General features: G+C 60.4%; 22 protein-coding genes. 14 read left to right on the forward strand and 8 right to left on the reverse strand.

Features of this window, described 5'->3' with window-relative positions:
* Positions 1-148: 148 nt before the first annotated feature.
* The 3 genes from IB254_RS06380 to IB254_RS06390 form a co-directional block, all read right to left on the reverse strand.
* On the reverse strand, positions 149-2,050 hold the full coding sequence (locus IB254_RS06380; protein WP_192416794.1) for a PhoX family protein: 1,902 nt from the start codon (positions 2,048-2,050) through the stop codon (positions 149-151).
* Between the two features lie 58 nt (positions 2,051-2,108).
* Entirely contained in the window at positions 2,109-2,873 is a 765-nt protein-coding gene (locus tag IB254_RS06385; RefSeq protein ID WP_192416795.1) for a TOBE domain-containing protein, read from the reverse strand.
* 199 nt (positions 2,874-3,072) lie between these two features.
* On the reverse strand, positions 3,073-3,813 hold the full coding sequence (locus tag IB254_RS06390; protein ID WP_192416796.1) for a ComF family protein: 741 nt from the start codon (positions 3,811-3,813) through the stop codon (positions 3,073-3,075).
* Between the two features lie 92 nt (positions 3,814-3,905).
* Here IB254_RS06390 and bioB point away from each other — a divergent pair, with 92 nt between their 5' ends.
* From bioB to IB254_RS06440, 10 genes are all read left to right on the forward strand, one after another.
* Entirely contained in the window at positions 3,906-4,961 is a 1,056-nt protein-coding gene (gene bioB / locus IB254_RS06395; RefSeq protein ID WP_192416797.1) for a biotin synthase BioB, read from the forward strand.
* A gap of 121 nt (positions 4,962-5,082) precedes the next feature.
* Positions 5,083-6,261: an 8-amino-7-oxononanoate synthase gene (bioF, locus tag IB254_RS06400; RefSeq protein ID WP_192416798.1), complete on the forward strand. Its 1,179-nt coding sequence runs from the start codon at positions 5,083-5,085 to the stop codon at positions 6,259-6,261.
* Entirely contained in the window at positions 6,254-6,985 is a 732-nt protein-coding gene (locus tag IB254_RS06405; protein ID WP_008035901.1) for an alpha/beta fold hydrolase, read from the forward strand. The genes bioF and IB254_RS06405 overlap by 8 nt, the downstream gene beginning before the upstream one ends.
* Positions 6,978-7,790: a malonyl-ACP O-methyltransferase BioC gene (gene bioC / locus IB254_RS06410; RefSeq protein WP_192416799.1), complete on the forward strand. Its 813-nt coding sequence runs from the start codon at positions 6,978-6,980 to the stop codon at positions 7,788-7,790. Before IB254_RS06405 ends, bioC begins: the two co-directional genes overlap by 8 nt.
* A complete protein-coding gene (bioD, locus tag IB254_RS06415) occupies positions 7,787-8,467 on the forward strand; it encodes a dethiobiotin synthase (RefSeq protein WP_192416800.1) in 681 nt (226 codons plus the stop codon). The genes bioC and bioD overlap by 4 nt, the downstream gene beginning before the upstream one ends.
* A 120-nt stretch (positions 8,468-8,587) precedes the next feature.
* Positions 8,588-8,884 (forward strand): hypothetical protein, encoded by a 297-nt coding sequence (locus tag IB254_RS06420; RefSeq protein ID WP_008024213.1) that lies wholly within the window; start codon positions 8,588-8,590, stop codon positions 8,882-8,884.
* 278 nt (positions 8,885-9,162) lie between these two features.
* The gene (locus tag IB254_RS06425) at positions 9,163-10,968 is read left to right on the forward strand and encodes a phenylacyl-CoA dehydrogenase (protein ID WP_192416801.1); all 1,806 of its coding nucleotides are present in this window, start codon (positions 9,163-9,165) and stop codon (positions 10,966-10,968) included.
* Positions 10,969-11,242: 274 nt separating this feature from the next.
* Entirely contained in the window at positions 11,243-12,529 is a 1,287-nt protein-coding gene (locus IB254_RS06430; RefSeq protein ID WP_008035909.1) for a GGDEF domain-containing protein, read from the forward strand.
* Positions 12,530-12,619: 90 nt separating this feature from the next.
* Entirely contained in the window at positions 12,620-14,416 is a 1,797-nt protein-coding gene (locus tag IB254_RS06435) for an acyl-CoA dehydrogenase C-terminal domain-containing protein (protein ID WP_192416802.1), read from the forward strand.
* Between the two features lie 280 nt (positions 14,417-14,696).
* A complete protein-coding gene (locus IB254_RS06440; RefSeq protein WP_192416803.1) occupies positions 14,697-16,475 on the forward strand; it encodes an acyl-CoA dehydrogenase C-terminal domain-containing protein in 1,779 nt (592 codons plus the stop codon).
* A gap of 227 nt (positions 16,476-16,702) precedes the next feature.
* On the opposite strand, the gene IB254_RS06445 is transcribed toward IB254_RS06440, so the two are convergent.
* Positions 16,703-17,623, reverse strand: coding sequence for a LysR family transcriptional regulator (locus tag IB254_RS06445; RefSeq protein WP_008024202.1), 921 nt, complete (start codon positions 17,621-17,623; stop codon positions 16,703-16,705).
* A 169-nt stretch (positions 17,624-17,792) separates the two neighbouring features.
* Between IB254_RS06445 and IB254_RS06450 the strand changes: the two genes are divergently transcribed.
* The 4 genes from IB254_RS06450 (at position 17,793) to IB254_RS06465 (ending at position 20,230) form a co-directional block, all read left to right on the forward strand.
* Complete coding sequence (locus IB254_RS06450; protein ID WP_192416804.1) at positions 17,793-19,076, forward strand: aspartate aminotransferase family protein; 1,284 nt, start codon at positions 17,793-17,795, stop codon at positions 19,074-19,076.
* 241 nt (positions 19,077-19,317) lie between these two features.
* A complete protein-coding gene (locus IB254_RS06455; RefSeq protein WP_192416805.1) occupies positions 19,318-19,674 on the forward strand; it encodes a type II toxin-antitoxin system RelE/ParE family toxin in 357 nt (118 codons plus the stop codon).
* Positions 19,667-19,987, forward strand: a complete 321-nt coding sequence (locus tag IB254_RS06460; protein WP_192416806.1) for a helix-turn-helix domain-containing protein — start codon at positions 19,667-19,669, stop codon at positions 19,985-19,987. The genes IB254_RS06455 and IB254_RS06460 overlap by 8 nt, the downstream gene beginning before the upstream one ends.
* A gap of 84 nt (positions 19,988-20,071) precedes the next feature.
* Positions 20,072-20,230 (forward strand): YqaE/Pmp3 family membrane protein, encoded by a 159-nt coding sequence (locus tag IB254_RS06465; RefSeq protein ID WP_007904205.1) that lies wholly within the window; start codon positions 20,072-20,074, stop codon positions 20,228-20,230.
* A gap of 112 nt (positions 20,231-20,342) precedes the next feature.
* On the opposite strand, the gene IB254_RS06470 is transcribed toward IB254_RS06465, so the two are convergent.
* The 4 genes from IB254_RS06470 to pqqC are packed head-to-tail and all read right to left on the reverse strand — an operon-like array spanning position 20,343 to position 24,306.
* Complete coding sequence (locus tag IB254_RS06470) at positions 20,343-22,169, reverse strand: S9 family peptidase (protein WP_192416807.1); 1,827 nt, start codon at positions 22,167-22,169, stop codon at positions 20,343-20,345.
* Positions 22,135-23,310, reverse strand: coding sequence for a pyrroloquinoline quinone biosynthesis protein PqqE (gene pqqE, locus IB254_RS06475; protein WP_008024195.1), 1,176 nt, complete (start codon positions 23,308-23,310; stop codon positions 22,135-22,137). The genes IB254_RS06470 and pqqE overlap by 35 nt, the downstream gene beginning before the upstream one ends.
* Positions 23,282-23,557: a pyrroloquinoline quinone biosynthesis peptide chaperone PqqD gene (pqqD, locus tag IB254_RS06480; protein ID WP_008024193.1), complete on the reverse strand. Its 276-nt coding sequence runs from the start codon at positions 23,555-23,557 to the stop codon at positions 23,282-23,284. Before pqqD ends, pqqE begins: the two co-directional genes overlap by 29 nt.
* Positions 23,554-24,306, reverse strand: coding sequence for a pyrroloquinoline-quinone synthase PqqC (pqqC, locus tag IB254_RS06485; RefSeq protein WP_192416808.1), 753 nt, complete (start codon positions 24,304-24,306; stop codon positions 23,554-23,556). Before pqqC ends, pqqD begins: the two co-directional genes overlap by 4 nt.
* Positions 24,307-24,308: the final 2 nt, after the last annotated feature.

Consider the following 24,308-nt stretch of genomic DNA (forward strand, 5'->3'; position numbering starts at 1 on the left):
GCCAAGCATGGTAGCGCAGACGGGGCTTCTTTAGTGTTAAGGCTTGAGATGAGTGGTGTTGCCATCGCTAGCAGGCTAGCTCCCACAGGGGATTTGTGGTGTGTCGCAGATCCAGTGTGGGAGCGAGCCTGCTCGCGATGGGGCTGTATCAGGCGCCGACGATCCCGCCGTCTTCGCGGGATATCGCCATCACCGAAGACCGCGGCTTGCCGTTCGGCAAGTGCTCAGGGAACGTCGAGCCACCGTTTTCACCCGGATGCTGAATCCCGACAAACAGCGTCTTCTGGTCAGGCGAGAAGCTGATCCCCGTCACCTCGCAACCCACCGGCCCGACCATGAAGCGTCGGATCTCACCGGTCACCGGGTCGGCACAGAGCATCTGATTGTTGCCCATGCCGGCAAAATCACCGGCGTTGCTCGAATCGCCATCGGTCAGGATCCACAAGCGTCCGGCCTTGTCGAAACCCAGACCGTCCGGGCTGTTGAACATGTTCTGCGGCGTGATGTTCGACGAACCACCCTTCGGCGTGCCGGCGTGGACACCCGGGTTGCCGGCGACCACAAACAGATCCCAGGCAAAGCTTTTCGAGCCGTGATCATCACGGTCAGTGCGCCAGCGCAGAATCTGCCCGTAGACGTTCTTCTCACGCGGGTTCGGCCCGCCCACCGGTTGACCGTCTTCACCGCGCTTGGCGTTGTTGGTCAGCGTGCAATAGACCTGGCCATCCTTGGGGCTGACGACGATCCATTCCGGACGGTCCATGCGCGTGGCTTTCACCACCGTGGCGGCGAGGCGTGCATGAATCAGCACCTCGGCCTGATCGGCAAAACCACTGCTGGCGTCGATGCCGTTTTTGCCGTGGGTCAGCTCGATCCACTCGCCCTGGCCTTTCGGGTGATCGGCATTGCCGTCGCCCGCGTCGAAACGCGCTACGTACAAGGTGCCGTGGTCCAGCAGGTCGTGGTTGGCTTTCGGGTTCTTGTGGTTGATCTTGTCGCGGCTGACGAACTTGTAGATGAACTCGCCGCGTTCATCGTCGCCCATGTACACCACGGCGTGGCCGTCATGGGTCTCGGCCAGGGCCGCGTTTTCATGTTTGAAGCGGCCCAGCGCGGTGCGCTTGACCGGTGTCGATGTCGGATCGAACGGGTCGATTTCCACCACCCAGCCATGACGGTTGAGTTCGTTGGGGTTCTTCGCCAGGTCGAAGCGCTCGTTGTGTTGATGCCAGTTGATCTCTTTACTGGTCGCCACCGCACCGTAGCGTTTTTGCGCGGCGTCGAATTTCTGCTCGGCGTTGCTGCTGCCGAAACAGTCGGTGAAGTTCTCTTCACAGGTCAGGTAGGTGCCCCACGGCGTCTTGCCGTTGGCGCAGTTCTGGAAGGTGCCAAGCACGTTCTTGCCGTGCGGGTCGGCGCTGGTTTTCACCAGCGCGTGGCCGGCAGCCGGGCCGCTGAGGCTGATCGGTGCGTTGCCGTGAATGCGGCGGTTGTAGCGCGAGCCCTGAACGAATTGCCATTGGCCGTTCTTGCGCTGCACCTCGATCACCGACACGCCTTCGCAGGCTAGCGCCTTGCGCACTTCTTCGGCCGATTGCGGCATGCCGCCGTGCGGGTAGAGGTAGCGGTAGTTGGTGTATTCGTTGTTGATCGCCATCAGCGCCCGGTCTTTCTCACCCGGAAATTCGAACAGGCTCATGCCGTCGTTGTTGTCGCCGAACTGGACTTCCTGTTGCTCGGCGCTGCCGTTGCCGCTTGGATCAAATGCCGGACCGTTCTTTTGCAGCGGCTGGCCCCAACTGATCAGCACCGAAGACTTGTAGCCCGGTGGCAGGGTGATTGCGTCGCTGGTGGCGGCGGGAATGCTGTCGAAACCCAACAGTTTGCTGGTGCCTGCGCTGACACTGGCCGCGAGCACGCTGCGGCTCAGCAGGTTGCCGCCGAGGAACATCGCGGCACCGCACAGGGCGCCCGCGCTGATGAAACCACGACGGCTGAGGCCGACCATTTGCTCGAGGTCGGTGGATTGGTTGTCTTCTAATAGGCTCACATCAGGCTCCCTGCTGGTTTTTGCAGTCACCTTAAAGCGCGTTAATGACGCTTGTGTTTCAGAGCGGTGTACCGAGCAGCACATTGGAGGGGGAAAATTGCACCCGCAGCGCTTTGCCGGTGGCCAGACCGTGGGTTCGCAAGTGCAGCGGTTCGGCCAGCGCGCACAGCGTCTGGCCATTGGGCAGGCCGATGCGCACTTCACTCGGGCCGTCTTCGGCGTCGAGGATTTCTTCAAGGGTGCCGGTCAGGCAATTGTGTCCAGGCGTTGCCTCGTCATCGATACCCAGCAGGTCGAGCCAGCCGGCCTTGATCAGGGCGACGACTTCGGTGCCGATTTGCAGTTCCAGGCGCAGGGTGCTGTCGTGAGTGATCTGCGCCACGAGGATCAAGCCTTCAGCCAGTTCCAGGCGGATCAGGTCGTTGCGTCCCTGAGCTTCGATTTCCACGACCTTGCCGTGCAATTGATTGCGCGCGCTGGTTCTGAGCATCAGACGGCCGAGCAGGTTGAGGTCGCCGGCGTCTTCGGCGGCTTCCAACACCTGCGCCTGCAACGTTTGCAGCTTTTGATACAGACGCAATACGCGCTCGCCTTCGCTGGACAGCTTGGCGCCACCGCCGCCCTTGCCGCCGACGCTGCGCTCCACCAGCGGTTTCTGCGCGAGGTTGTTCAGCTCGTCGATGGCATCCCAAGCCGCTTTGTAACTCAGGCCCGCGCTTTTCGCGGCGCGAGTGATCGAGCCCTGTTCGGCGATGTGTTGCAGCAAGGCGATGCGCTGCGGGCGACGGACAATGTGCTGGGACAACAACGTAGGCAAGGACATGGCGAGACGCTTCGGGCTGTGGCGATGGGCACGACGTTGGCGGCTCACGGCCCGGGAGTCAAGTCAGCCACGATTCCTGTGGGAGCAGCCGGTCGACGCTCGACTGCTCGCGATGGCGGCTGGTCAGTCGCCATCTACATTACTGACCAACCGCCATCGCGAGCAGGCTCACTCCCACAGGTTTTGTGTCAGGCATTAGTCAATTGGTGTCGCCGGGTTTTGGGGTGCGGGCCAGGCAATAAACGTCGACTCGCGCCGCGCCGGCATCCATTAATAGACGAGCCAATGCCTGGGCCGTGGCGCCGGTGGTCAGTACGTCGTCAACCAGCGCCAGGTGACGGCCCTTGATCAGGGCTCCGGGCATCAGCGCGAAAGCGTTACGCAGGTTCTTCCTGCGCGCATCGGCCTTCAGCTCCTGTTGCGCGCTGGTGTCCTGAATCCGCTTGAGCAGCTGTTCGTCACAGGTAATATCCAGGCTGGCGCTCAACCAGCGGGCCAGCATCGCGGCCTGGTTGAAGCCCCGTTGGCGCAGACGTTTAGCGGCGAGCGGAACGGGGACCAGCGCATCTGGCCGTTCCAACCCTTCATCGAAGCGATGTTGCAGGTATTGAGCAAGAAGTTCGGCGAGCAGGCGACCATACGGCCACTTCGCGTTGTGCTTGAATCGGGTGATCAGGCTGTCGACCGGAAAACCGTAGGTCCACGGGGCAATGACTTGCTCGAAGGGTGGCGGTTGCTGCAAGCACTGGCCGCACGTCAGGCCCGCCGCGGGTAATGGCAGGGCGCAGGTCTGGCAGTGATCGCCGAGCCAGGGCAGCTCGGTTTCGCAGGCCATGCAGATCGGCGTGGCTTCTTCGGCCGTCTCGTCGCAGAGCAAACAGGGCTGGTTGTTTTTTAACCAGATGTAAACCGGTCCTTCGTATCGTGGTTGACAGCGCATCGCTCTTCCTTAAATATGCCGAACATCCGTGTCGCGTCTGTGGGTATTCCGTCCCCCGACCGCTTGCCCAGCATAAAACAAAGGAAACGCCCATGAGCGCCAGCACCTCTGCAACCCTGCGTCATGACTGGTCTTTGGCCGAAGTCAAAGCACTCTTCGTTCAGCCATTCAATGACCTGCTGTTTCAGGCGCAGACCGTGCACCGCGCGCATTTCGACGCCAACCGCGTCCAGGTTTCCACGCTGCTCTCGATCAAGACCGGCGCCTGCCCGGAAGATTGCAAATATTGTCCGCAGTCCGGTCACTACAACACCGGCCTGGAAAAAGAAAAACTGATGGAAGTGCAGAAGGTCCTCGAAGAGGCCGCTCGCGCCAAGGCCATCGGATCGACGCGTTTCTGCATGGGCGCGGCGTGGAAACACCCGTCGGCCAAAGACATGCCGTATGTGCTGAAGATGGTCGAAGGCGTGAAGGCCATGGGCCTGGAAACCTGCATGACCCTCGGCCGTCTGGACCAGGAGCAGACCGAAGCGCTGGCCAAGGCCGGCCTCGATTACTACAACCACAACCTCGACACTTCGCCGGATTTCTACACCAGCATCATCACCACCCGCACCTACAGCGAGCGCCTGCAAACCCTGGCCTACGTGCGTGATTCGGGGATGAAGATCTGCTCCGGCGGCATCCTCGGCATGGGAGAGTCCCTCGATGACCGCGCCAACCTGCTGATCCAGCTGGCCAACCTGCCAGAGCATCCGGAATCGGTGCCGATCAACATGCTGGTGAAAGTTGCCGGTACGCCGCTGGAAAACGCCGAAGACATCGACCCGTTCGACTTCATCCGCATGCTCGCCGTGGCGCGCATCCTGATGCCGAAGTCCCACGTGCGCCTGTCCGCCGGCCGTGAAGCGATGAACGAGCAGATGCAGGCCCTGGCGTTCCTTGCCGGCGCGAACTCGATTTTCTACGGCGACAAATTGCTGACCACCGCCAACCCGCAGGCCGACAAGGACATGCAACTGTTCTCGCGCCTCGGCATCCTGCCGGAAGCGCGCGAAGAGCACGCCGACGAAGTGCATCAGGCCGCCATCGAGCAGGCGCTGGTGGAGCAGAAGAGCAGCGAGCAGTTCTACAACGCCGCCGTCTAACCAACGCGAAACCTTGTAGGAGCCGGCTTGCTGGCGATGGCATCCCCTCGGTCATCCAGACGGACCACGGTGATGCTATCGCCAGCAAGCCGGCTCCTACACTCTGACCTTCGAGGCCTGCATGTCTTTCGATCTCGCCGCACGCCTTGCTGCCCGTCGTGCCGAAAATCTCTATCGCCAACGCCCTTTGCTCGAAAGCCCTCAGGGCCCGGAAGTGGTGGTCGATGGCCAGCCGTTGCTGGCGTTCTGTAACAACGATTACCTGGGTCTGGCCAATCATCCGCAAGTGATCGAGGCCTGGCGCGCCGGGGCTTCTCGATGGGGCGTCGGCGGCGGCGCTTCGCATTTGGTCATCGGCCACAGCACGCCACATCACGAGCTGGAAGAAGCGCTGGCTGACTTGACCGGCCGCCCGCGGGCGTTGCTGTTCACCACCGGCTACATGGCCAACCTCGGGGCGGTCACCGCGCTGGTGGGGCAGGGCGATACGGTGCTCGAAGATCGCCTCAATCACGCCTCGTTGCTCGATGCCGGTTTGTTGTCCGGCGCGCGTTTCAATCGTTATCTGCACAACGATGCAGCGAGCCTGGCCAATCGTCTCGAGAAAGCCACCGGCAATACGCTGGTGGTCACCGACGGCGTGTTCAGCATGGACGGCGATATTGCCGACCTGCCAGCGCTGGCCCGAGAAGCCAAGGCCAAAGGTGCGTGGCTGATGGTCGATGACGCGCACGGTTTTGGTCCGCTGGGTGCCAATGGCGGCGGGATCGTCGAGCATTTCGGCCTGAGCCAGGAAGACGTGCCCGTGCTGGTCGGCACCCTCGGCAAGGCGTTCGGGACGGCGGGCGCGTTCGTCGCCGGCAGCGAAGAGCTGATCGAGAGTCTGATCCAGTTCGCCCGTCCCTACATTTACACCACCAGCCAACCGCCGGCCCTGGCCTGTGCGACGCTGAAAAGTCTGGAGTTGCTGCGCAGCGAACACTGGCGGCGTGAGCATCTGAAAACGCTGATCCGTCAGTTCCGCCACGGCGCCGAGCAGATCGGCCTGGAGTTGATGGACAGCTTCACGCCCATTCAACCGATCATGATCGGCGACGCCGGGCGCGCGGTGCGACTGTCGCAGATGCTGCGCGAACGCGGCTTGATGGTCACGGCGATCCGCCCGCCGACCGTACCCGCCGGCAGCGCCCGTCTGCGGGTAACCCTGACCGCTGCCCACAGCGAAGCGCAGGTGCAGCTATTGTTAAATGGACTGGCCGATTGTTTTCAACAACTGGGACCGGAGCCAAGCCATGCGTAATCGCCTGATTCTGCTGCCCGGCTGGGGTCTCGGGATTTCTCCGCTGGAACCCCTGGCGGCTGCGTTGCAGGGGCTGGACGAACACCTGCGCGTCGAGATCGAACCGTTGCCGGATCTGGAGTCCAGCGACCTTGAAGAATGGCTCGACGAACTCGACTCGGCCGTACCTCAGGATGCGTGGCTTGGCGGCTGGTCGCTCGGCGGCATGCTTGCCTCCGAGTTGGCGGCGCGACGCGGTGATCGTTGCTGCGGCTTGCTGACCCTGGCGAGCAATCCTTCTTTTGTTGCCCATGAACAGTGGCCGAGCGCGATGCCAGGCGAAACCTTTGATGCGTTTCTGGCAGGCTGCAATGCCGATCCGCGCATGACCTTGAAACGCTTTTCGCTGCTGTGCGCGCAAGGCGCCGAAGACCCTCGCGGGCTGTCGCGGCTGCTGCTCGGTGGTGCGCCAAACGCCTCTGCTGCGGTGTTGATGAGCGGCCTGGAGCTGCTTGCACAACTGGATACCCGTCAGGCGTTGCAGGCGTTTCGCGGCCCGCAGTTGCACCTGTTCGCCGGCCTCGACGGACTGGTTCCGGCCGAAGCGGCGGGGGATTTGCTGGCGTTGCTGCCGGACGTCGAAATCGGCCTGATTGAACAGGCCAGCCACGCGTTTCTTCTGGAAGACCCCCACGGTGTGGCGGGGGCGATCCAGGCCTTTTTGCATGAGTCCGGTGATGACTGATTTATCCCTTCCCAGCCTGCCCGGCGGCCTGCCGGACAAACGCCAGGTGGCGGCGTCCTTTTCCCGTGCGGCGGCCAGCTACGACAGCGTGGCCGAATTGCAGCGTGACGTCGGTAGCCAGTTGTTGAGCCGTTTGCCGGACGATTTCGTGCCCGGTCGCTGGCTGGATCTGGGCTGTGGCACCGGGCATTTCAGTCGTGTGCTGGGTGAGCGTTTTCCTGGCGGTCACGGCGTGGCGCTCGACATCGCCGAAGGCATGCTCAATCACGCGCGTCCATTGGGCGGGGCCATGCACTTCATCGCCGGGGATGCAGAGCGGTTGCCATTGCAGGATTCGACCTGTGATTTGATTTTCTCCAGCCTGGCGGTGCAATGGTGCGCGGATTTTGCGTCGGTGCTCAGTGAAGCCCATCGTGTGCTGAAACCCGGCGGAATGTTTGCGTTTGCTAGTCTGTGCGTGGGCACACTGTTTGAGCTGCGAGACAGTTGGCGTCAGGTGGATGGCATGGTGCACGTCAACCGCTTCCGCGAGTTCGGGGTTTATCAACACCTGTGTGCGGCCAGCGGTTTGAAGGTCGCGAGTCTGCAAACCCGTCCTCACGTGCTGCATTACCCGGATGTGCGCAGCCTGACTCATGAACTCAAGGCGCTGGGCGCGCACAACCTGAACCCCGGTCGGCCGGGTGGTTTGACCGGCAGGGCACGGATCCTCGGCCTGGTCGAGGCGTATGAGCAGTTTCGTCAGGCCCAAGGCCTGCCGGCGACTTATCAAGTGGTGTACGCCGTTTTGGAGAAACCCTTATGAGCGCAGCGTATTTCATCACCGGGACTGACACCGATGTCGGCAAGACCACCGTGGCTGCGGGTTTGCTGCATGCCGCGCGGTTGGCCGGCCTGAGTACGGCGGCGGGAAAACCGGTGGCGTCCGGTTGCGATGTGACGCCCAAGGGCTTGCGCAACGCCGATGCGTTGGCGCTGCTGGCGGAATGTTCAGTGCCGCTGACGTATGCACAAGTCAACCCGGTGGCCTTCGAACCGGCCATCGCTCCGCATCTGGCGGCGCGCGAGGCCGGCGTCGCGTTGACGGTGCAATCGTTGCTGATGCCAATGCAGCAGATTCTGGAGATGCAGGCAGATTTCACCCTGATCGAAGGCGCTGGTGGTTGGCGCGTGCCGCTGGCGGATCAGGACAACCTGTCGGACCTGGCCATGGCGCTGGATCTGCCGGTGATTCTGGTGGTCGGCGTACGGCTGGGCTGCATCAACCATGCGCTGCTGACTGCCGAGGCGATTGCCCGGGACGGTTTGCAACTGGCGGGTTGGGTGGCCAACATCATCGATGCCAAGACTGCGCGCCTTGAAGAAAACCTGGCCACGCTGGCCGAGCGGATCCCCGCGCCGTGCCTGGGGCGCGTGCCGAAACTCAAGTTGGTGACGGCCGAGGCGGTGGCGGAACACCTTCAGCTGGATTTGCTGGACTGAGGTTTCAAGCACTGGTTTTACCTATGACAAGGCACTGTGCCATTAGTGTTTTTGTCGGGCCTTTTGCAGGCGGGTCTGGTTCAATGGCCGCTGTTGATCCTTTGTAGGACGAGTTCTCCCATGGAAATCTCAGGAAGTACCGCTTTTTATGCTGGTCTGAGCACTATTCAGACGGGGCAGAACCGTGTCGATCAAGCCTCCGGCCAGATTGCCAACAATTCGGTCGAGCGTTCGGTGACCAGCCAGTCCTCCGATGCTCAGGTCAATCGCCTGCGCTCGGTTGATCGCAGTCAGCAGTCGGACCTCGCCAGCAACATGGTCGAGATGGCTCAGGGCAAGTTTCAGGTCGAGGCCGGTGTCAAAGTTGCCAAAGCTTCCGATGAAATGCTCGGTACGCTGATCGACACATTCGCTTGATCATCTGCTGAAACCGCTCTGCCAACGCCGCGACCCTTCGCGGCGTTTTTGTGTGTAAGTCCTTCTCTCCCAACTAAACTTTTCTGCAGGACGTGTTGCTCAGTCAACGGCGTTGCGTTGTTGCGTGTGCAGCTTTGCGCGGGGGGTGAAGACGAACGGAAAAAGATCGGCGCTTGACAAGATTTGGGCGTAAACGTATGTTTCAAACAACTGTTTGACCGTCACAACAAATCAACGCGGTCGTTCATTCCCGGTTACATCAGCAGAGGTTTATCGCTATGCCTGACTACAAGGCCCCCTTGCGTGATATTCGCTTCGTTCGTGACGAACTGCTCGGCTACGAAGCGCACTATCAGAGCCTTCCGGCTTGCTCGGACGCAACTCCGGACATGGTTGACGCCATTCTCGAAGAAGGCGCCAAGTTTTGTGAGCAGGTACTGGCTCCGCTGAACCGCGTGGGTGACACCGAAGGCTGCACCTGGAGCGAGTCCGGCGTTAAAACCCCGACCGGCTTCAAAGAAGCCTACAAGCAATTCGTTGAAGGCGGCTGGCCAAGCCTGGCCCACGACGTAGAGCACGGCGGCCAGGGCCTGCCGGAGTCTCTGGGGCTGGCAGTCAGCGAAATGGTTGGCGAAGCCAACTGGTCGTGGGGCATGTACCCGGGCCTGTCGCACGGCGCGATGAACACCATTTCCGAGCACGGCACGCCTGAGCAGCAACATGCTTACCTGACCAAACTGGTCTCCGGCGAATGGACTGGCACCATGTGCCTGACCGAACCGCACTGCGGCACGGACCTGGGCATGCTGCGCACCAAGGCCGAACCTCAGGCCGACGGTTCCTACAAAGTCTCCGGCACCAAGATCTTCATCTCGGCCGGTGAACACGACATGGCCGACAACATCGTCCACATCGTGCTGGCTCGCCTGCCGGATGCACCGGCTGGCACCAAAGGCATCTCGCTGTTCATCGTTCCGAAATTCATGCCGAACGAAGACGGTTCGATCGGTGCGCGCAACGCCGTGACCTGTGGTTCCCTGGAACACAAAATGGGCATCCACGGCAACGCCACCTGCGTGATGAACTTCGACGCGGCCACCGGTTTCCTGATCGGCCCGGCGAACAAAGGCCTGAACTGCATGTTCACCTTCATGAACACCGCACGTCTGGGTACCGCGCTGCAAGGCTTGGCCCACGCCGAAATCGGTTTCCAGGGCGGCCTGAAATACGCTCGCGATCGTCTGCAAATGCGCTCCCTGACTGGCCCGAAAGCGCCGGAAAAAGCCGCCGACCCGATCATCGTGCACCCTGACGTCCGTCGCATGCTGTTGACCATGAAAGCGTTCGCCGAAGGCAACCGCGCAATGGTTTACTTCACCGCCAAGCAAGTCGACATCGTCAAGTACGGCGTGGACGAAGAAGAGAAGAAGAAAGCCGACGCACTGCTGGCGTTCATGACGCCAATCGCCAAAGCCTTCATGACCGAAGTCGGTTTCGAATCCGCCAACCACGGCGTGCAAATCTACGGCGGCCACGGCTTCATCGCCGAGTGGGGCATGGAGCAGAACGTTCGCGACAGCCGCATTTCGATGCTGTACGAGGGCACCACCGGCATCCAGGCACTCGACCTGCTGGGCCGCAAAGTGTTGATGACTCAAGGCGAAGCCCTGAAAGGCTTCACCAAGATCGTCCACAAGTTCTGCCAGACCAACGAAGGCAACGAAGCCGTTCAGGAATTCGTCGCACCGCTGGCTGCAATCAACAAAGAATGGGGCGAGCTGACCATGAAGGTCGGTATGGCAGCCATGAAAGACCGCGAAGAAGTTGGCGCGGCCTCCGTGGACTACCTGATGTACTCCGGTTACGCCTGCCTGGCCTACTTCTGGGCTGACATGGCACGCCTGGCGGCCGAGAAACTGGCAGCCGGCACCACCGAAACGGCGTTCTACACCGCCAAGCTGCAGACTGCGCGCTTCTACTTCCAGCGCATCCTGCCGCGTACCCGCACTCACGTTGCAACCATGCTGTCGGGCGCCAACAACCTGATGGACATGAAAGAAGAAGACTTCGCACTGGGCTACTAAGCCTTAACGCAGCCTTCTGAAAAAACCGCTGCTCCTTCGGGAGTGGCGGTTTTTTTTCAACTCGACTTTGGTGAAAAAATCACGGTCGGGGGCAGTTCTCCCGTCTTTTGTTACGACCTTTGATGGGGGAACCGTGCATTGCTGGTTGGCCGGATAGTAGTCAGTAATGCGGCGTCAAAAAAACCTTAGCAAATCACTCAGAAAATCAGGGTCACTGCCGTTAAAGTAGTGGGCACAATGCCATCTATAGACATGACGGGTCGGAGCTTTACCCTTGCCGCGTTCTTCCGCTGTACGTTTCAGTCATTTCCTACCGTCACTTCTGCTTTTGCTTGCGGGGCTGGCGGCTGCGTACGTCAAGGACCTGAACGTCTTCTTCACTTCGCTGTTCAACGTGCTGCCTACGTTGGTGCTGTTGCTCGGCGGCGCTTATTGCGCGGTTTACCGACGTCAGCGTGAACTGTTTCTGATGGTCACGGTGTACATCGCCTACTACCTGCTCGACACCCAGACCGACTATTACCGCGACAACGGCAGAGTGCGTGAAGACGCCGCCGTGGTCTTTCACCTGTGCTGTCTGTTGCTGCCGCTGATGTTTGGCATATTCGCGGCGTGGCAGGAACGCACCCATCTGTTTCAGGACATGATCGCGCGTTTCGCGGTGTTGCTGGCCGTCGGCAGCGTGGCGTTAGGCCTGGAGCAAAGTTACCCACAAGCGCTGTTGATGTGGCTGTCGGAAATCCGCTGGCCAGCCTTGCATGGCGCGTGGATGAGCCTGATTCAGCTGTCCTACCCCGTGTTTATCGCCTCGTTCCTGCTGCTGAGCTGGCAATACTGGCGCAACCCCAGACCTTTGCACGCCGCCCAACTGGTGGGTTTGCTCGGGTTGTTCTGGGCGTTGCCGAAGACGTTCATCCTGCCGTTCACCCTGAACATCATGTGCAGCCAGGTGATGTTGATGATTGCCGCGGCGGTTGCCCATGAAGCCTATCAAATGGCCTTCCGCGATGAGCTCACCGGTTTGCCTGGCCGCCGCGCGTTGAACGAACGCATGCAGCGCCTGGGGCGCAATTACGTGCTGGCGATGAGCGACGTCGACCACTTCAAGAAATTCAACGACACCCACGGCCACGACGTCGGCGATCAGGTGCTGCGGCTGGTAGCCAGCAAACTGTCGAAAATCGGCGGCGGCGGCAGGGCGTATCGCTACGGTGGTGAGGAATTTGCGCTGGTGTTCGCGGGCAAGACGCTTGAAGAGTGCATGCCGCACCTGGAAGTCATCCGCGAATCCATCGCCACCTACAACATTCAACTGCGGAACCAGGACAACCGTCCTCAGGATGACCAGCAAGGTCGTCAGCGTCGTGCCGGATCAGGGGCTTCGAGCGTGTCGGTCACCGTCAGCATCGGCGTCGCCGAACGCGTGGAACAACGCAACCCGGAAAAAGTGCTCAAGTCTGCCGATGAGGCGCTCTACGCCGCGAAAGGCGCCGGGCGAAACTGCGTGGTGGCTTACGGTCAGAACCGTCGTGGTGCGGTGCGCGAGGCGGCTGCGGGTTGAGTGATGATGGCGCATTCAGCGTCTGGACTGTGATTGTGAGGCGTGGTCGGCGGCAGTAGGTTTGATCAATCTGCTGCCGGAGAAATGACCATGCCCGAGTACAAAGCTCCCCTGCGCGACATGCGCTTTCTGATCGACCACGTCTTCGACTTTCACAGCAACTACGCCGCACTGGGCGCCACGGATGCCAGCCCGGACATGGTCAATGCGATCCTCGAAGAAGGCGCGAAGTTCTGCGAGAACGTGCTCGCACCGCTCAATCGCAGCGGCGACGAAGAGGGTTGCCATTTCGACAATGGCGTGGTGACAACGCCTACAGGCTTCAAGCAAGCCTTCGCACAATACGTCGAAGGTGGCTGGCATGGTCTGGCGGCCGATCCCGCTTATGGCGGCCAGGGCTTGCCGAGTTCCCTGGGGCTGGTCATCAGCGAGATGGTCGGGTCCAGCAACACTTCCTGGGGCATGTACCCGGGTCTGACGCACGGCGCGATGTCGGCGATCCACGCCCATGGCACCGAAGAACAGAAAAACACCTACCTGAGCAAACTCACCGCGGGCCAATGGACCGGCACCATGTGCCTGACCGAAGCCCATTGCGGCACAGACCTGGGCATCATCAAGACCCGCGCCGTGCCAGCAGCCGATGGCAGTTACGCGATCTCCGGCAGCAAGATTTTCATCTCTGCCGGCGAGCACGACATGAGCGACAACATCATTCACCTGGTGCTGGCGAAACTGCCGGATGCGCCTGCGGGCACCAAGGGCATTTCGCTGTTCATCGTGCCTAAATTCCTACCCGATGCCGAAGGTGAGGCGGGTGCGCGCAACGGCGTTTCCTGCGGCTCGATCGAACACAAAATGGGTATCAAGGCCTCGGCCACCTGCGTGCTGAACTTCGACGAGGCCAAGGGCTTTTTGATCGGTGAGCCGAACAAGGGCCTGAACTGCATGTTCACCATGATGAACCATGCGCGTCTCGGCACCGGGATGCAGGGTTTGTGCCTGGGGGAAGCGAGTTTTCAGGGCGCGATCAAGTACGCCAATGATCGTTTGCAGATGCGTTCGCTGACCGGCCCCAAAGCACCGGAAAAAGCCGCCGACCCGATCATCGTTCATCCTGATGTGCGTCGAATGCTGCTGACCATGAAGGCCTTCAACGAAGGCAATCGCGCGCTGACCTACTTCACCGCGCAACTTCTGGATGCCGCGCACCTGAGCCCGGATGAAACCGCGCGGCAGGACGCCGAAGACCTGTTGGCGTTCCTGACGCCGATCTGCAAGGCCTTCATGACCGACACCGGGCTGGAAGTGACCAACCACGGCATGCAGGTGTTCGGCGGCCACGGCTTCATTCGTGAGTGGGGCATGGAACAGTTGGTTCGCGATTGCCGGATTGCACCGATCTACGAAGGCACCAACGGCATTCAGGCGCTGGATTTGCTCGGGCGAAAAGTGCTCGGCAGCCAGGGCAAACTGCTACGCGGCTTTACCAAAATCGTTCACAAGTTCTGCGCGGCGAACGCCGATCATCCGCAACTCGCCAGCTACATGGCGCAACTCAACGGGTTGAATCAGCAGTGGGGTGAGCTGACCACTCAGGTCGGCATGGCCGCGATGAAAAATCCGGACGAAGTGGGCGCCGCGTCGGTGGATTACCTGATGTACAGCGGTTACATCATCCTCGGTTACTTGTGGCTGCGCATGGCGCTGGTGGCTCAGGCGCAGCTGGATGCGGGCAGCGGCGATGCCGATTTCTGCCGGGGCAAACTGGCGACCAGCGAGTTTTACTTCAAGCGATTGCTGCCACGCACCGCCGCACATCGCGCGGCCATCGAGGCGGGTAGCGATTGCTTGATGAAGCTGCCGGCGGAGTTGTTTGCGCTGTAACGGTTACGTTTGAAAGCTTCGCGGGCAAGTCGGATCGCCGCATCGCTCGCTCCTACAGGTCATGCACCAAATCGAAATGGCGCAAACCCTGTAGGAGCGAGCGATGCGGCGATCCGACTTGCCCGCGAAGGCGTTCTAGCAGACACAAAAACGCAATGACCAAAAATTACAAAACGGTCACAGCCTGACCCTATGTGTCGCAAAAGTTGTTGGGTTACACTCGGACCCAACGAAAACACTCTTCCTACGAATCACCTGTAAAGATCCTGCGAGGTTTGCCATGGCTGACTACAAAGCGCCCCTGCGCGATATGCGCTTCGTCCTCAATGAAGTATTCGAGGTCGCCAAACTCTGGGCCGAGTTGCCTGCGCTGGCCGACATCGTTGACGCGGAAACCGTTGAAGCCATCCTTGAAGAAGCCGGCAAGGTCACCAGCAAAAGCATCGCGCCCCTGAGCCGCGCGGCGGACGAAGAAGGTTGCCATTGGGCGGACGGTGCCGTCACCACGCCGGCAGGTTTCCCACAGGCTTATCAGACTTACGCTGAAGGCGGTTGGGTCGGCGTCGGTGGCGATCCGACCTACGGCGGCATGGGCATGCCCAAGGCGGTTTCGGCCCAGGTCGAAGAAATGGTCAACTCCGCGAGCCTGTCGTTCGGCTTGTACCCGATGTTGACCGCCGGTGCTTGCCTGTCGATCAACGCCCACGCCAGCGACGAGCTGAAAGCCGCTTACCTGCCGAACATGTACGCCGGCGTCTGGGCCGGTTCCATGTGCCTGACCGAGCCGCACGCCGGTACAGACCTGGGCATCATCCGCACCAAGGCCGAGCCTCAGGCGGACGGTTCCTACAAAGTCAGCGGCACCAAGATTTTCATCACCGGCGGCGAACACGACCTGACCGAGAACATCATTCACCTGGTACTCGCCAAACTGCCGGATGCACCGGCGGGGCCGAAAGGCATTTCGCTGTTCCTGGTGCCGAAGTTCATGGTCAATGCCGATGGCAGCCTCGGTGCACGTAACCCGGCGACCTGCGGTTCGATCGAACACAAGATGGGCATTCAGGCCTCCGCGACTTGCGTGATGAACTTCGACGAAGCCGTGGGTTACCTGGTCGGTGAGCCGAACAAGGGCCTGGCGGCGATGTTCACCATGATGAACTACGAGCGTCTGGGCGTCGGTATCCAGGGCCTGGCCTCTGGCGAGCGCTCTTACCAGAACGCCGTTGAATACGCCCGCGACCGCCTGCAAAGCCGTTCGCCGACCGGCGCGCAGAACAAGGACAAAGTGGCCGACCCGATCATCGTCCACCCGGACGTGCGTCGTATGCTGCTGACCATGAAAGCCTCGAACGAAGGCGGCCGTGCCTTCTCGACTTACGTGGCGATGCAACTGGACACCGCCAAGTTCAGTGAAGACGCGACCACCCGCAAACGCGCGGAAGACCTGGTGGCGCTGCTGACCCCGGTAGCCAAGGCGTTCCTGACTGACCTCGGTCTGGAAACCACCGTTCACGGCCAGCAGGTTTTCGGCGGCCACGGTTACATCCGTGAGTGGGGCCAGGAACAACTGGTTCGCGATGTGCGCATCACTCAGATCTACGAAGGCACCAACGGCATCCAGGCGCTGGACCTTGTAGGACGCAAGATCGTTGGCAGCGGCGGGGCGTTCTACAACCTGTTCGCCGACGAGATTCGTCACTTCACCGCGACGGCCAGCGCTGAGCTGGACGAGTTCACCAAGCCGCTGAACGATGCCGTGACCACCCTCGACGAACTGACGGCGTGGTTGCTGGATCGGGCGAAAAACAACCCGAATGAAATCGGCGCGGCTTCGGTCGAATACCTGCAAACTTTCGGTTACGTGGCTTACGCATACATGTGGGCACTGATGGCCAAGGCCGCCTTAGGCAAAGAAGCGCAGGACGATTTCTACGCAAGCAAATTGGGCACGGCGCGGTTCTATTTCGCACGCCTGCTGCCGCGTATTCACTCGTTGAGTGCGTCGGTGAAGGCCGGTAGCGAGTCGCTGTTCCTGCTGGACGCGGCGCAGTTCTGACAATGTAACGTCATGTAAGCATTCTCTTACATGACGTGCTGCTTTTCTCCCATAGATGCAAATTGGATCCACGGCTAATCTACTTCACATGGACGTCGCGCAGGAAGCGCAAAGCAACAACACGGACACGTAGGATTCTGCCAGGACGGCGGAGTGAAATGGATGTCAGGGAAACAGTCTGCAAAGCCCCGCTTCGGCGGGGTTTTCTTTTGCCCGCAGAAAAGTAGTCAGCTCATCCCGTCCAGGGTTGTCGGGACTTCATTCGGGCCATTCATCACTTCTTCAAGCAAGGTCCGCAACAACGCCAATGACGCTTGTTGCCGTTGCACATCGCGACACACCAACCCGACTTTCAATGGCACCCGTGGCTCGGTCAGCGGCTTCCAGAGCAGTTCGTCATTGCCCAGCATCTTCTGCGAGCGGCCGGGCAGGACAGTCGCCAACCGGGTGTGCGGCAGGCTGTCGAGAATCCCCGCCATGTTGTTCAGTTCGGCCTGCACTTGCGGGCGTCGTCCCAGGCTGGCCAGTTGCGTCTGCCAGATTTGTCGCACCTGAAACTCTTCACCCAGCAGCAACATAGGCAACTCGGCGGCCTGACTCATGGAGACTTTCTTGAATTCACGCAGCGGATGATCCGCCGGGATGACCAGTGTCAGTTCATCTTCGTACAGCATCACGCCGTGTAGCCCCGGCTGACGGGGCGGCAGGTAACTGATGCCGATGTCCAGCGAACCGTTGAGCAGCCGTCGTTCGATTTCCAGTCCCGTCAGTTCATAGATCTGCACCACCAGGTGCGGCTGCGCCTTGCGCACGCGTTCGAGCATCTGCGGCACCAGGCTGGTGTGGACGGTTTGCAGCACGCCAATGGCCAGGGTGCGCAGCGCTTGTCCCTTGAAGTTGCCCAATGCTTCACGCGCCCGTTGCAGGCCGTCGAGCAAGGGCAGGGCGTGGTTGTACAACGTGTGCGCGGCCAGGGTCGGCAGCAAGCGTTTACTGCTGCGCTCGAACAGGCTCACATCGAGGTGTTGTTCGAGCTGGCGAATCTGTTGGGAGAGTGCCGGTTGGGAGATTGAAAGCCGCTCGGCGGCCCGGCCCACATGGCCCTCTTCGTAGACCGCGACGAAATAACGCAGTTGTTTAAAATCCATAAGTTTTACTTATTGAAAATGCTGGGAAATCGAAATGGCTCAAGGTCCTGCCTGAGCCTAGTCTAACCGCATTCACAGGGCTTACAGGGCCATAGAACGCGATGACAACCGTTTACGCCGAAGGTGTTTACATAGGTAAGGCAAAACACTTCACACGAGGTGTTTTCGGATGAATTTGTTCAATTTACGACGCAACGCTCCCAGCCTTGATGACCTGAGCGCGGACACTTTCCTGTCGTACAAAAGTGACAATCTTTCCAGTGAGTGCCTGATGCCCAGTGTCGAGCGGCCGAAACAGATTTTTGTGCGCGGTCAGGGCTCCTGGTTGTGGGACAGCGAAGACCGCGCCTATCTGGATTTTTCCCAGGGTGGCGGGGCCAATAGCCTCGGACATAGCCCTTCGATACTGGTCAACGCAATCACGGCGCAAGCTCAATCGCTGATCAACCCCGGTTTCGGCCTGCACAACCGCGGCATGCTCAACCTCGCCGAGCGGCTCTGCGTCAGCACTGGCAGTGACCAGGCGTACCTGCTCAACAGTGGCAGTGAAGCCTGTGAAGCGGCGATCAAACTGGCGCGCAAGTGGGGCCAGCAACATCGCGGCGGTGCGTCGCGGATCATCGTGGCCAACAACGGTTGCCATGGCCGTAGTCTCGGGACGATCCCGGCGTCGGACAGTTCCAGGCTGACCAACCGCTTCGACCCGCAACTTCCAGGCTTCAGCCACGTACCGTTCAATGATCTGGCCGCTCTGCACGCCGCCGTTGATGCCCGAACCGTGGCAATCATGCTTGAGCCGATCCAGAACGAAGCCGGGGTCATTCCCGCTACCGAGGATTACCTCAAGGGCGTCGAACGCCTGTGCCGTGAGCTTGGCATCCTGTTGATCTTCGACGAAGTGCAAACCGGTCTTGGTCGACTCGGCACCTTACTCGCAGAACAGTCCTACCGTGTGCGAGCCGATATCGTCGTCCTCGGCAAAGGCCTGGGCGGTGGTGTGCCCTTGGCGGCGCTGCTGGCGCGAGGCAAAGCCTGCTGCTTCGACGTCGGCGAGCTGACGGGCACTCACCATGGCAACGCGCTGATGACCGCTGCTGGCCTGGCTGTGCTCGATAGCGTGCAGGACAAGGGCTTTCTCGAGCATGTCAGGGAAACCGGCCAGCACTTGCGCGAAGGCCTGGCACGTCTGGCTCATCGTTATGGACACGGCGAACTGCGCGGTCAGGGATTGCTCTGGGGTCTGACCCTGTCCGACGATTCGGCTGACGCCGTAGTCAAAGCAGCGCTGTACGAAGGCTTGCTGCTCGACGCCCCGCAAGCCGATTGCCTGCGATTCACCCCAGCGCTCACGGTCAGTAAATCCAACATCGACGAAATGCTCCTGCGCCTGGCCCGCGCGTTTTCCCGCGTGCGCACCGCACAACTGCAATGCCGCAAAGGGATTGCCGTCTGATCAGAACCGTCCTACACGAATTCCCGAACCGTCTCGCGGTATAACGCATCGCCCCACGTTTGATTCTTTTGACGTGGGGCGTTTTTTTGTCTCTGCGTTTTGCCAGGCGCACTTCGTCGCTTGAACGGGAGCTAAATCGGTGGCTTTTTAGAAAAGCCGGCAGGGAGTGCCGGTGCCAGTGAAGGATTCCTGGTTTTGATTTCTATACCACTCAGTGGTATGTTTTTTGGAAGGGGTGCCAATGTCACCAAGGTTGTTCAAGACAAAGCGTTTTGCGATGCAGGCGGGTAAGGCCTGGATTGGTGATGATGAGCTTCGGGAGGCATTCACCGAAGTGCCCAAGGGCCAGGTGGAAAGTCTCGGCGGCGGGGTTTGGAAGAAGCGTTTGAATGCCAATCGCCACCGCTCGATTGTTGTGGCGAAGGGCGGTCGTTACTGGATCTATCAGTTCCTCTATGCCAAGCAGGATCAGAGCAATATCAGTCAGGCCGATTTGATCGGTTTTCGGAAAGTGGCGAAGGCCTACGAGGGGCTGACAGAGTTGCAAGTCCAGTACTTACTGGATACGAGGGAGTTTTTGGAGATATCTCATGAGTAAGAAATTCAAAAGTGAGGCGTTGGAATCAGTACACGAATCCGCCAGTGCCTTGTACGCCATCGGCGCAATCAGCAAGGCAACCATGCGCGAGTTCGATGAATCCTGTCTCGCGAGGGTACCGGACGCGATTCCTGCAGAGCAGATCAAAGCGCTGCGCGAGCGCAACAACGTCAGCCAGCCGGTATTTGCGCGTTATCTGAACACCAGCGCGTCGACGGTCAAACAGTGGGAAGCAGGGGCCAAACACCCCAGTGGCATGGCGCTGAAGTTATTGAGCATCGTACAGAAACACGGTCTGGAGATACTGGCCTGAGGAACAGCACTGAACCCTGACGAACGGTGTTGGTCGATTAGCAGTAAGGCTCACGTGAGCCCACTTCAATTCAGGAGCTGCCCCATGGACTTCATTCGCATCATCATCGCCATTCTATTGCCGCCACTGGGCGTGTTTCTGCAAGTCGGTTTCGCTGGTGCGTTTTGGCTGAATATTCTGCTGACGTTGTGCGGATATATTCCGGGGATCGTGCATGCGGTGTACATCATCGCCAAGCGCTAAGGTTCGCAGCGCAAGATAGATCGCATTCGCTGGCAAGCCAGCTCCCACAGAGTTTGTGCCCGCTGCAGATCCTGTGGGAGCGTGGCTTGCTCGCGAAGGGAGCGACACGGTTTCAGCTTTCGAGCGCCATCACCCGTCGATAAAACAACCACTCCTGTTCCAGCGCATGGGCCTGATTACCGGCCTTGCGGAAGCCGTGACGTTCGTCCGCGTAATAATGCGCCTGTACCAGAATGCCGTTTTGCTGCAGCGCCTCGGCCATGTCGCGGGTCTGTTGCGGAACGACCACAGCGTCCAGTTCGCCCTGAAAGAAAATCACCGGCACGCTGATGTTGCTCGCATGCAGCAGGGGCGTGCGTGCGGCGTAGCGCTCGGCGTCCAGCTCAGGATCGCCAATCAGCCAATCCAGGTAATCGCCTTCGAACTTGTGGGTTGCGCGGCCCAGGGCAACGGGATCGCTGACGCCGTAAAGGCTGGCACCGGCGCGAAAGACCTTCTTGAACGCCAATGCACACAGCGTGGTGTAGCCGCCGGCACTGCCACCGCGAATAAACGCCTGGTCGCCATCGATCAATCCGCGCTCGGCGAGATGGGCGACTACCGCGCAGGCATCTTCCACATCCACTTCACCCCAACTCAAATGCAGCGCCTGGCGATAGGCGCGGCCGTAGCCGCTGCTGCCACGGTAGTTGAGGTCGGCCACGGCGAAGCCGCGTTGTGCCCAGTACTGGATGCGTGGATCAAGCATCGGGTAGCACGCTGATGTCGGGCCGCCGTGGATGAACACTACCAGCGGCGGTTTCGCTTCGCCGGTCATCGCCGGGTAGAAAAAACCGTGAGCCTCGCCCGAACCGCTCGGGTAGCGCAGGGTTTGCGCGATGCTGATCTGATCGGCGGGCAGCGGCGCGACTCCACCGGCCAATACCCTGACGGCTCGGGTCTTGCGGTCGATGGCGATCACGGCTGATGAACTGACCGGCGAAGCGGCGATGCAGTAGATGAATTGTTCATCCAGTGCCAGATGTCGGAATCGACTGTAGTCCCCGGTGAAATCTTCTGTAGTGTCACCGCCAATGCCCAGTCGGCCGAATCCGCCTTCGGTCCAACTGGCCAGATAGCTGTTTTCACCCAAGGGCAGCCAAGTGCAACCACCCAACTGCCAGGGCGCTGGTCCATGATCAGCCGCAGCGCTGGGCAAAGGGCGCAACGCATCGGAAGACTCCGCCCACGGCTGCCAGTAACCGCCGCGATCCGTCAGGCAAAATAGCCGGCCACCGTCATCGAATCGCGGTTGTTGCAACGACTCCTGAATATCTTCACCCGCCAGGCAACGCGCTTGAGCATAACGTCCATCGCTCTGGCGCTCGGCAACCATCAGGCGCGTCGCGGTCCATGGTTGGTCCGGGCGGCTCCACTCGATCCAGGCCAACCGTCGAGCATCGGGGCTCAGTGTCGGCGAGGCATAAAAGTCAGCACCCTCGGCCAACAGATGCCGCGTGCTGTCCGCCAGATCGATGGCCACCAGTCGATGCCGGTCCCGATGCTCTTCAACGGCCAACACTTGCCCATTGGCAAATTGCAGATCGCCGTAGCGGCATTCACCGGACGTCAGCGCTTCGGGCGTTTCGCCTTTGAGCGATTGGCGATACAGCTGCTGATCCGCCTCGTTGACGAAAACCAACCCGTCATCTGTCAGACAGAACGCTCCGCCGCCATATTCGTACACCCGACTGCGCACGCTGAAACCCATTGGCGTCAGGCAATGTGCCTGGCCATCACGCCAATGCCAGATTCGACAAGCGGCGTCCTCGGGACGGTACTCGTTCCAGAACAGGCCATGCTGGCCAACCTGCAGTTCGGCAAAGTCGACACCGGCAGCGACCGCTTTGGCGGCGCTGAAGGGTTCAGCTTTTTGCGATGAGTCGTGAGTTTCGTTCATTGCGAAAGGCCAGTTGTTCGATGGTCTGGGTCGCGTGCTCGGCTTCTTCGCGGGCCTTGAGAATCACGCCGTGATGTTCCGACTTGCTGCACACCGGGTCGGCGTTGCTGGCGTCACCGGTGAGCATGAAGGCCTGGCAGCGGCAGCCACCGAAGTCCTTTTCTTTCTCGTCGCACGAGCGGCAGGGCTCGGGCATCCAGTCGTAACCGCGAAAGCGGTTGAAGCCAAACGAGTCGTACCAGATGTGCTGCATGCTGTGGTCGCGCACGTTAGGAAACTGCACCGGCATCTGTCGGGCGCCGTGACACGGCAGCGCGGTTCCGTCCGGGGTTACTGTCAGAAAAATACTGCCCCAACCGTTCATGCAGGCTTTCGGGCGTTCTTCGTAATAGTCCGGCGTGACGAAAATCAGCTTGCACGGATGCCCTTCGGCTTCGAGTTTTGCGCGGTATTCGTTGGTGATGCGTTCGGCCCGGACCAGTTGTTCCTTGGTCGGCAGCAGACCGACCCGATTGAGCTGAGCCCAACCGTAGAACTGGCACGTGGCGAGTTCGACGAAGTCCGCCTCAAGGGCGATGCACAGCTCGATGATCCGGTCGATCTTGTCGATGTTGTGCCGATGGGTGACGAAATTCAGCACCATCGGATAACCGTGTGCTTTCACTGCGCGAGCCATTTCCAGCTTTTGCGCGAAGGCTTTTTTCGAGCCGGCCAGCAAGTTGTTCACCTGCTCGTCGCTGGCCTGGAAGCTGATCTGGATATGGTCCAGGCCGGCCTTCTTGAAGTCGCTGATTTTCTGCTCGGTGAGGCCGATGCCGGAGGTGATCAGGTTGGTGTAGAAACCCAACTTGCGCGCCTCGGCAATCAGTTCGGCGAGGTCCTGGCGCACCAGCGGTTCACCGCCGGAAAAGCCCAGCTGCGCCGCGCCCATTTCCCGTGCTTCGCGGAACACCTTGATCCACTGTTCGGTGCTCAACTCTTTGCCTTGCTCGGCGAAATCCAGCGGATTGGAGCAGTACGGGCATTGCAGCGGGCAGCGGTAGGTCAGCTCGGCCAGCAGCCACAGCGGCAGGCCGATTTCCGGTTTGGGCGGTAACTTGTCCGACACGGAATCAGGCAAGTTCGATCCAGTGCTGAGCACGGGCGACCTCCATGAATTGCTCGATGTCATCACCGAGCTCTGGCACGCCAGGGAACTGCGCGTCCAGTTCGGCGATGATCGCTGCGACGTCACGTTCGCCGTCGATCAAACCGCCGATCAGCGCGGCGCTTTCATTCAGTTTGATCATGCCTTCCGGGTACAGCAGCACATGGCCTTTCTGCGCCGGTTCGTACTGGAACCGGTAGCCTGGACGCCAGGTTGGGGTCTTGCTGCGATCAAAACTCATAAGCTGATTCCTTTGTGCCAGACCCGTTGCTCGGTCACGCTGTGATACGGCGGGCGTTTCAGTTCGTAGGCCATGCTCATGGCATCGAGCATGCTCCAAAGAATGTCCAGTTTGAACTGGAGAATTTCCAGCATGCGCTCCTGGCCTTCCCGCGTCGTGTAGTGCTGCAAGGTGATCGCCAGACCGTGTTCGACATCGCGGCGCGCCTGGCCCAGGCGGGTGCGGAAATATTCGTAACCGGCCGGGTCGATCCATGGGTAATGCTGCGGCCAGCTGTCGAGGCGCGACTGGTGGATCTGCGGCGCGAACAGCTCGGTCAAAGAGCTGCTGGCGGCTTCCTGCCAACTGGCCCGGCGGGCGAAGTTGACGTAGGCGTCCACGGCGAAACGCACGCCGGGCAACACCAGCTCCTGCGAGCGCAGTTGGTCCGGGTCGAGGCCGACGGCCTGTCCCAGACGCAGCCACGCTTCGATGCCGCCGTCTTCGCCGGGGGCGCCGTCATGGTCGAGCAGGCGTTGAATCCACTCGCGACGGATTTCCCGGTCCGGGCAATTGGCCAGAATCGCGGCGTCCTTCAGGGGGATGTTCACCTGATAGTAGAAGCGGTTGGCGACCCAGCCCTGGATCTGCTCGCGGGTCGCCCGGCCTTCGTACATCGCCACGTGATAGGGGTGATGGATGTGGTAATAGGCGCCCTTGGCGCGCAGGGCGGCTTCGAATTCGGCGGGGGACAGTGGGGTGTCAGTCATTT

This window comes from Pseudomonas sp. PDM03 (assembly GCF_014852385.1).
In the GTDB taxonomy this organism is placed as follows: Bacteria; Pseudomonadota; Gammaproteobacteria; order Pseudomonadales; family Pseudomonadaceae; genus Aquipseudomonas; species Aquipseudomonas migulae.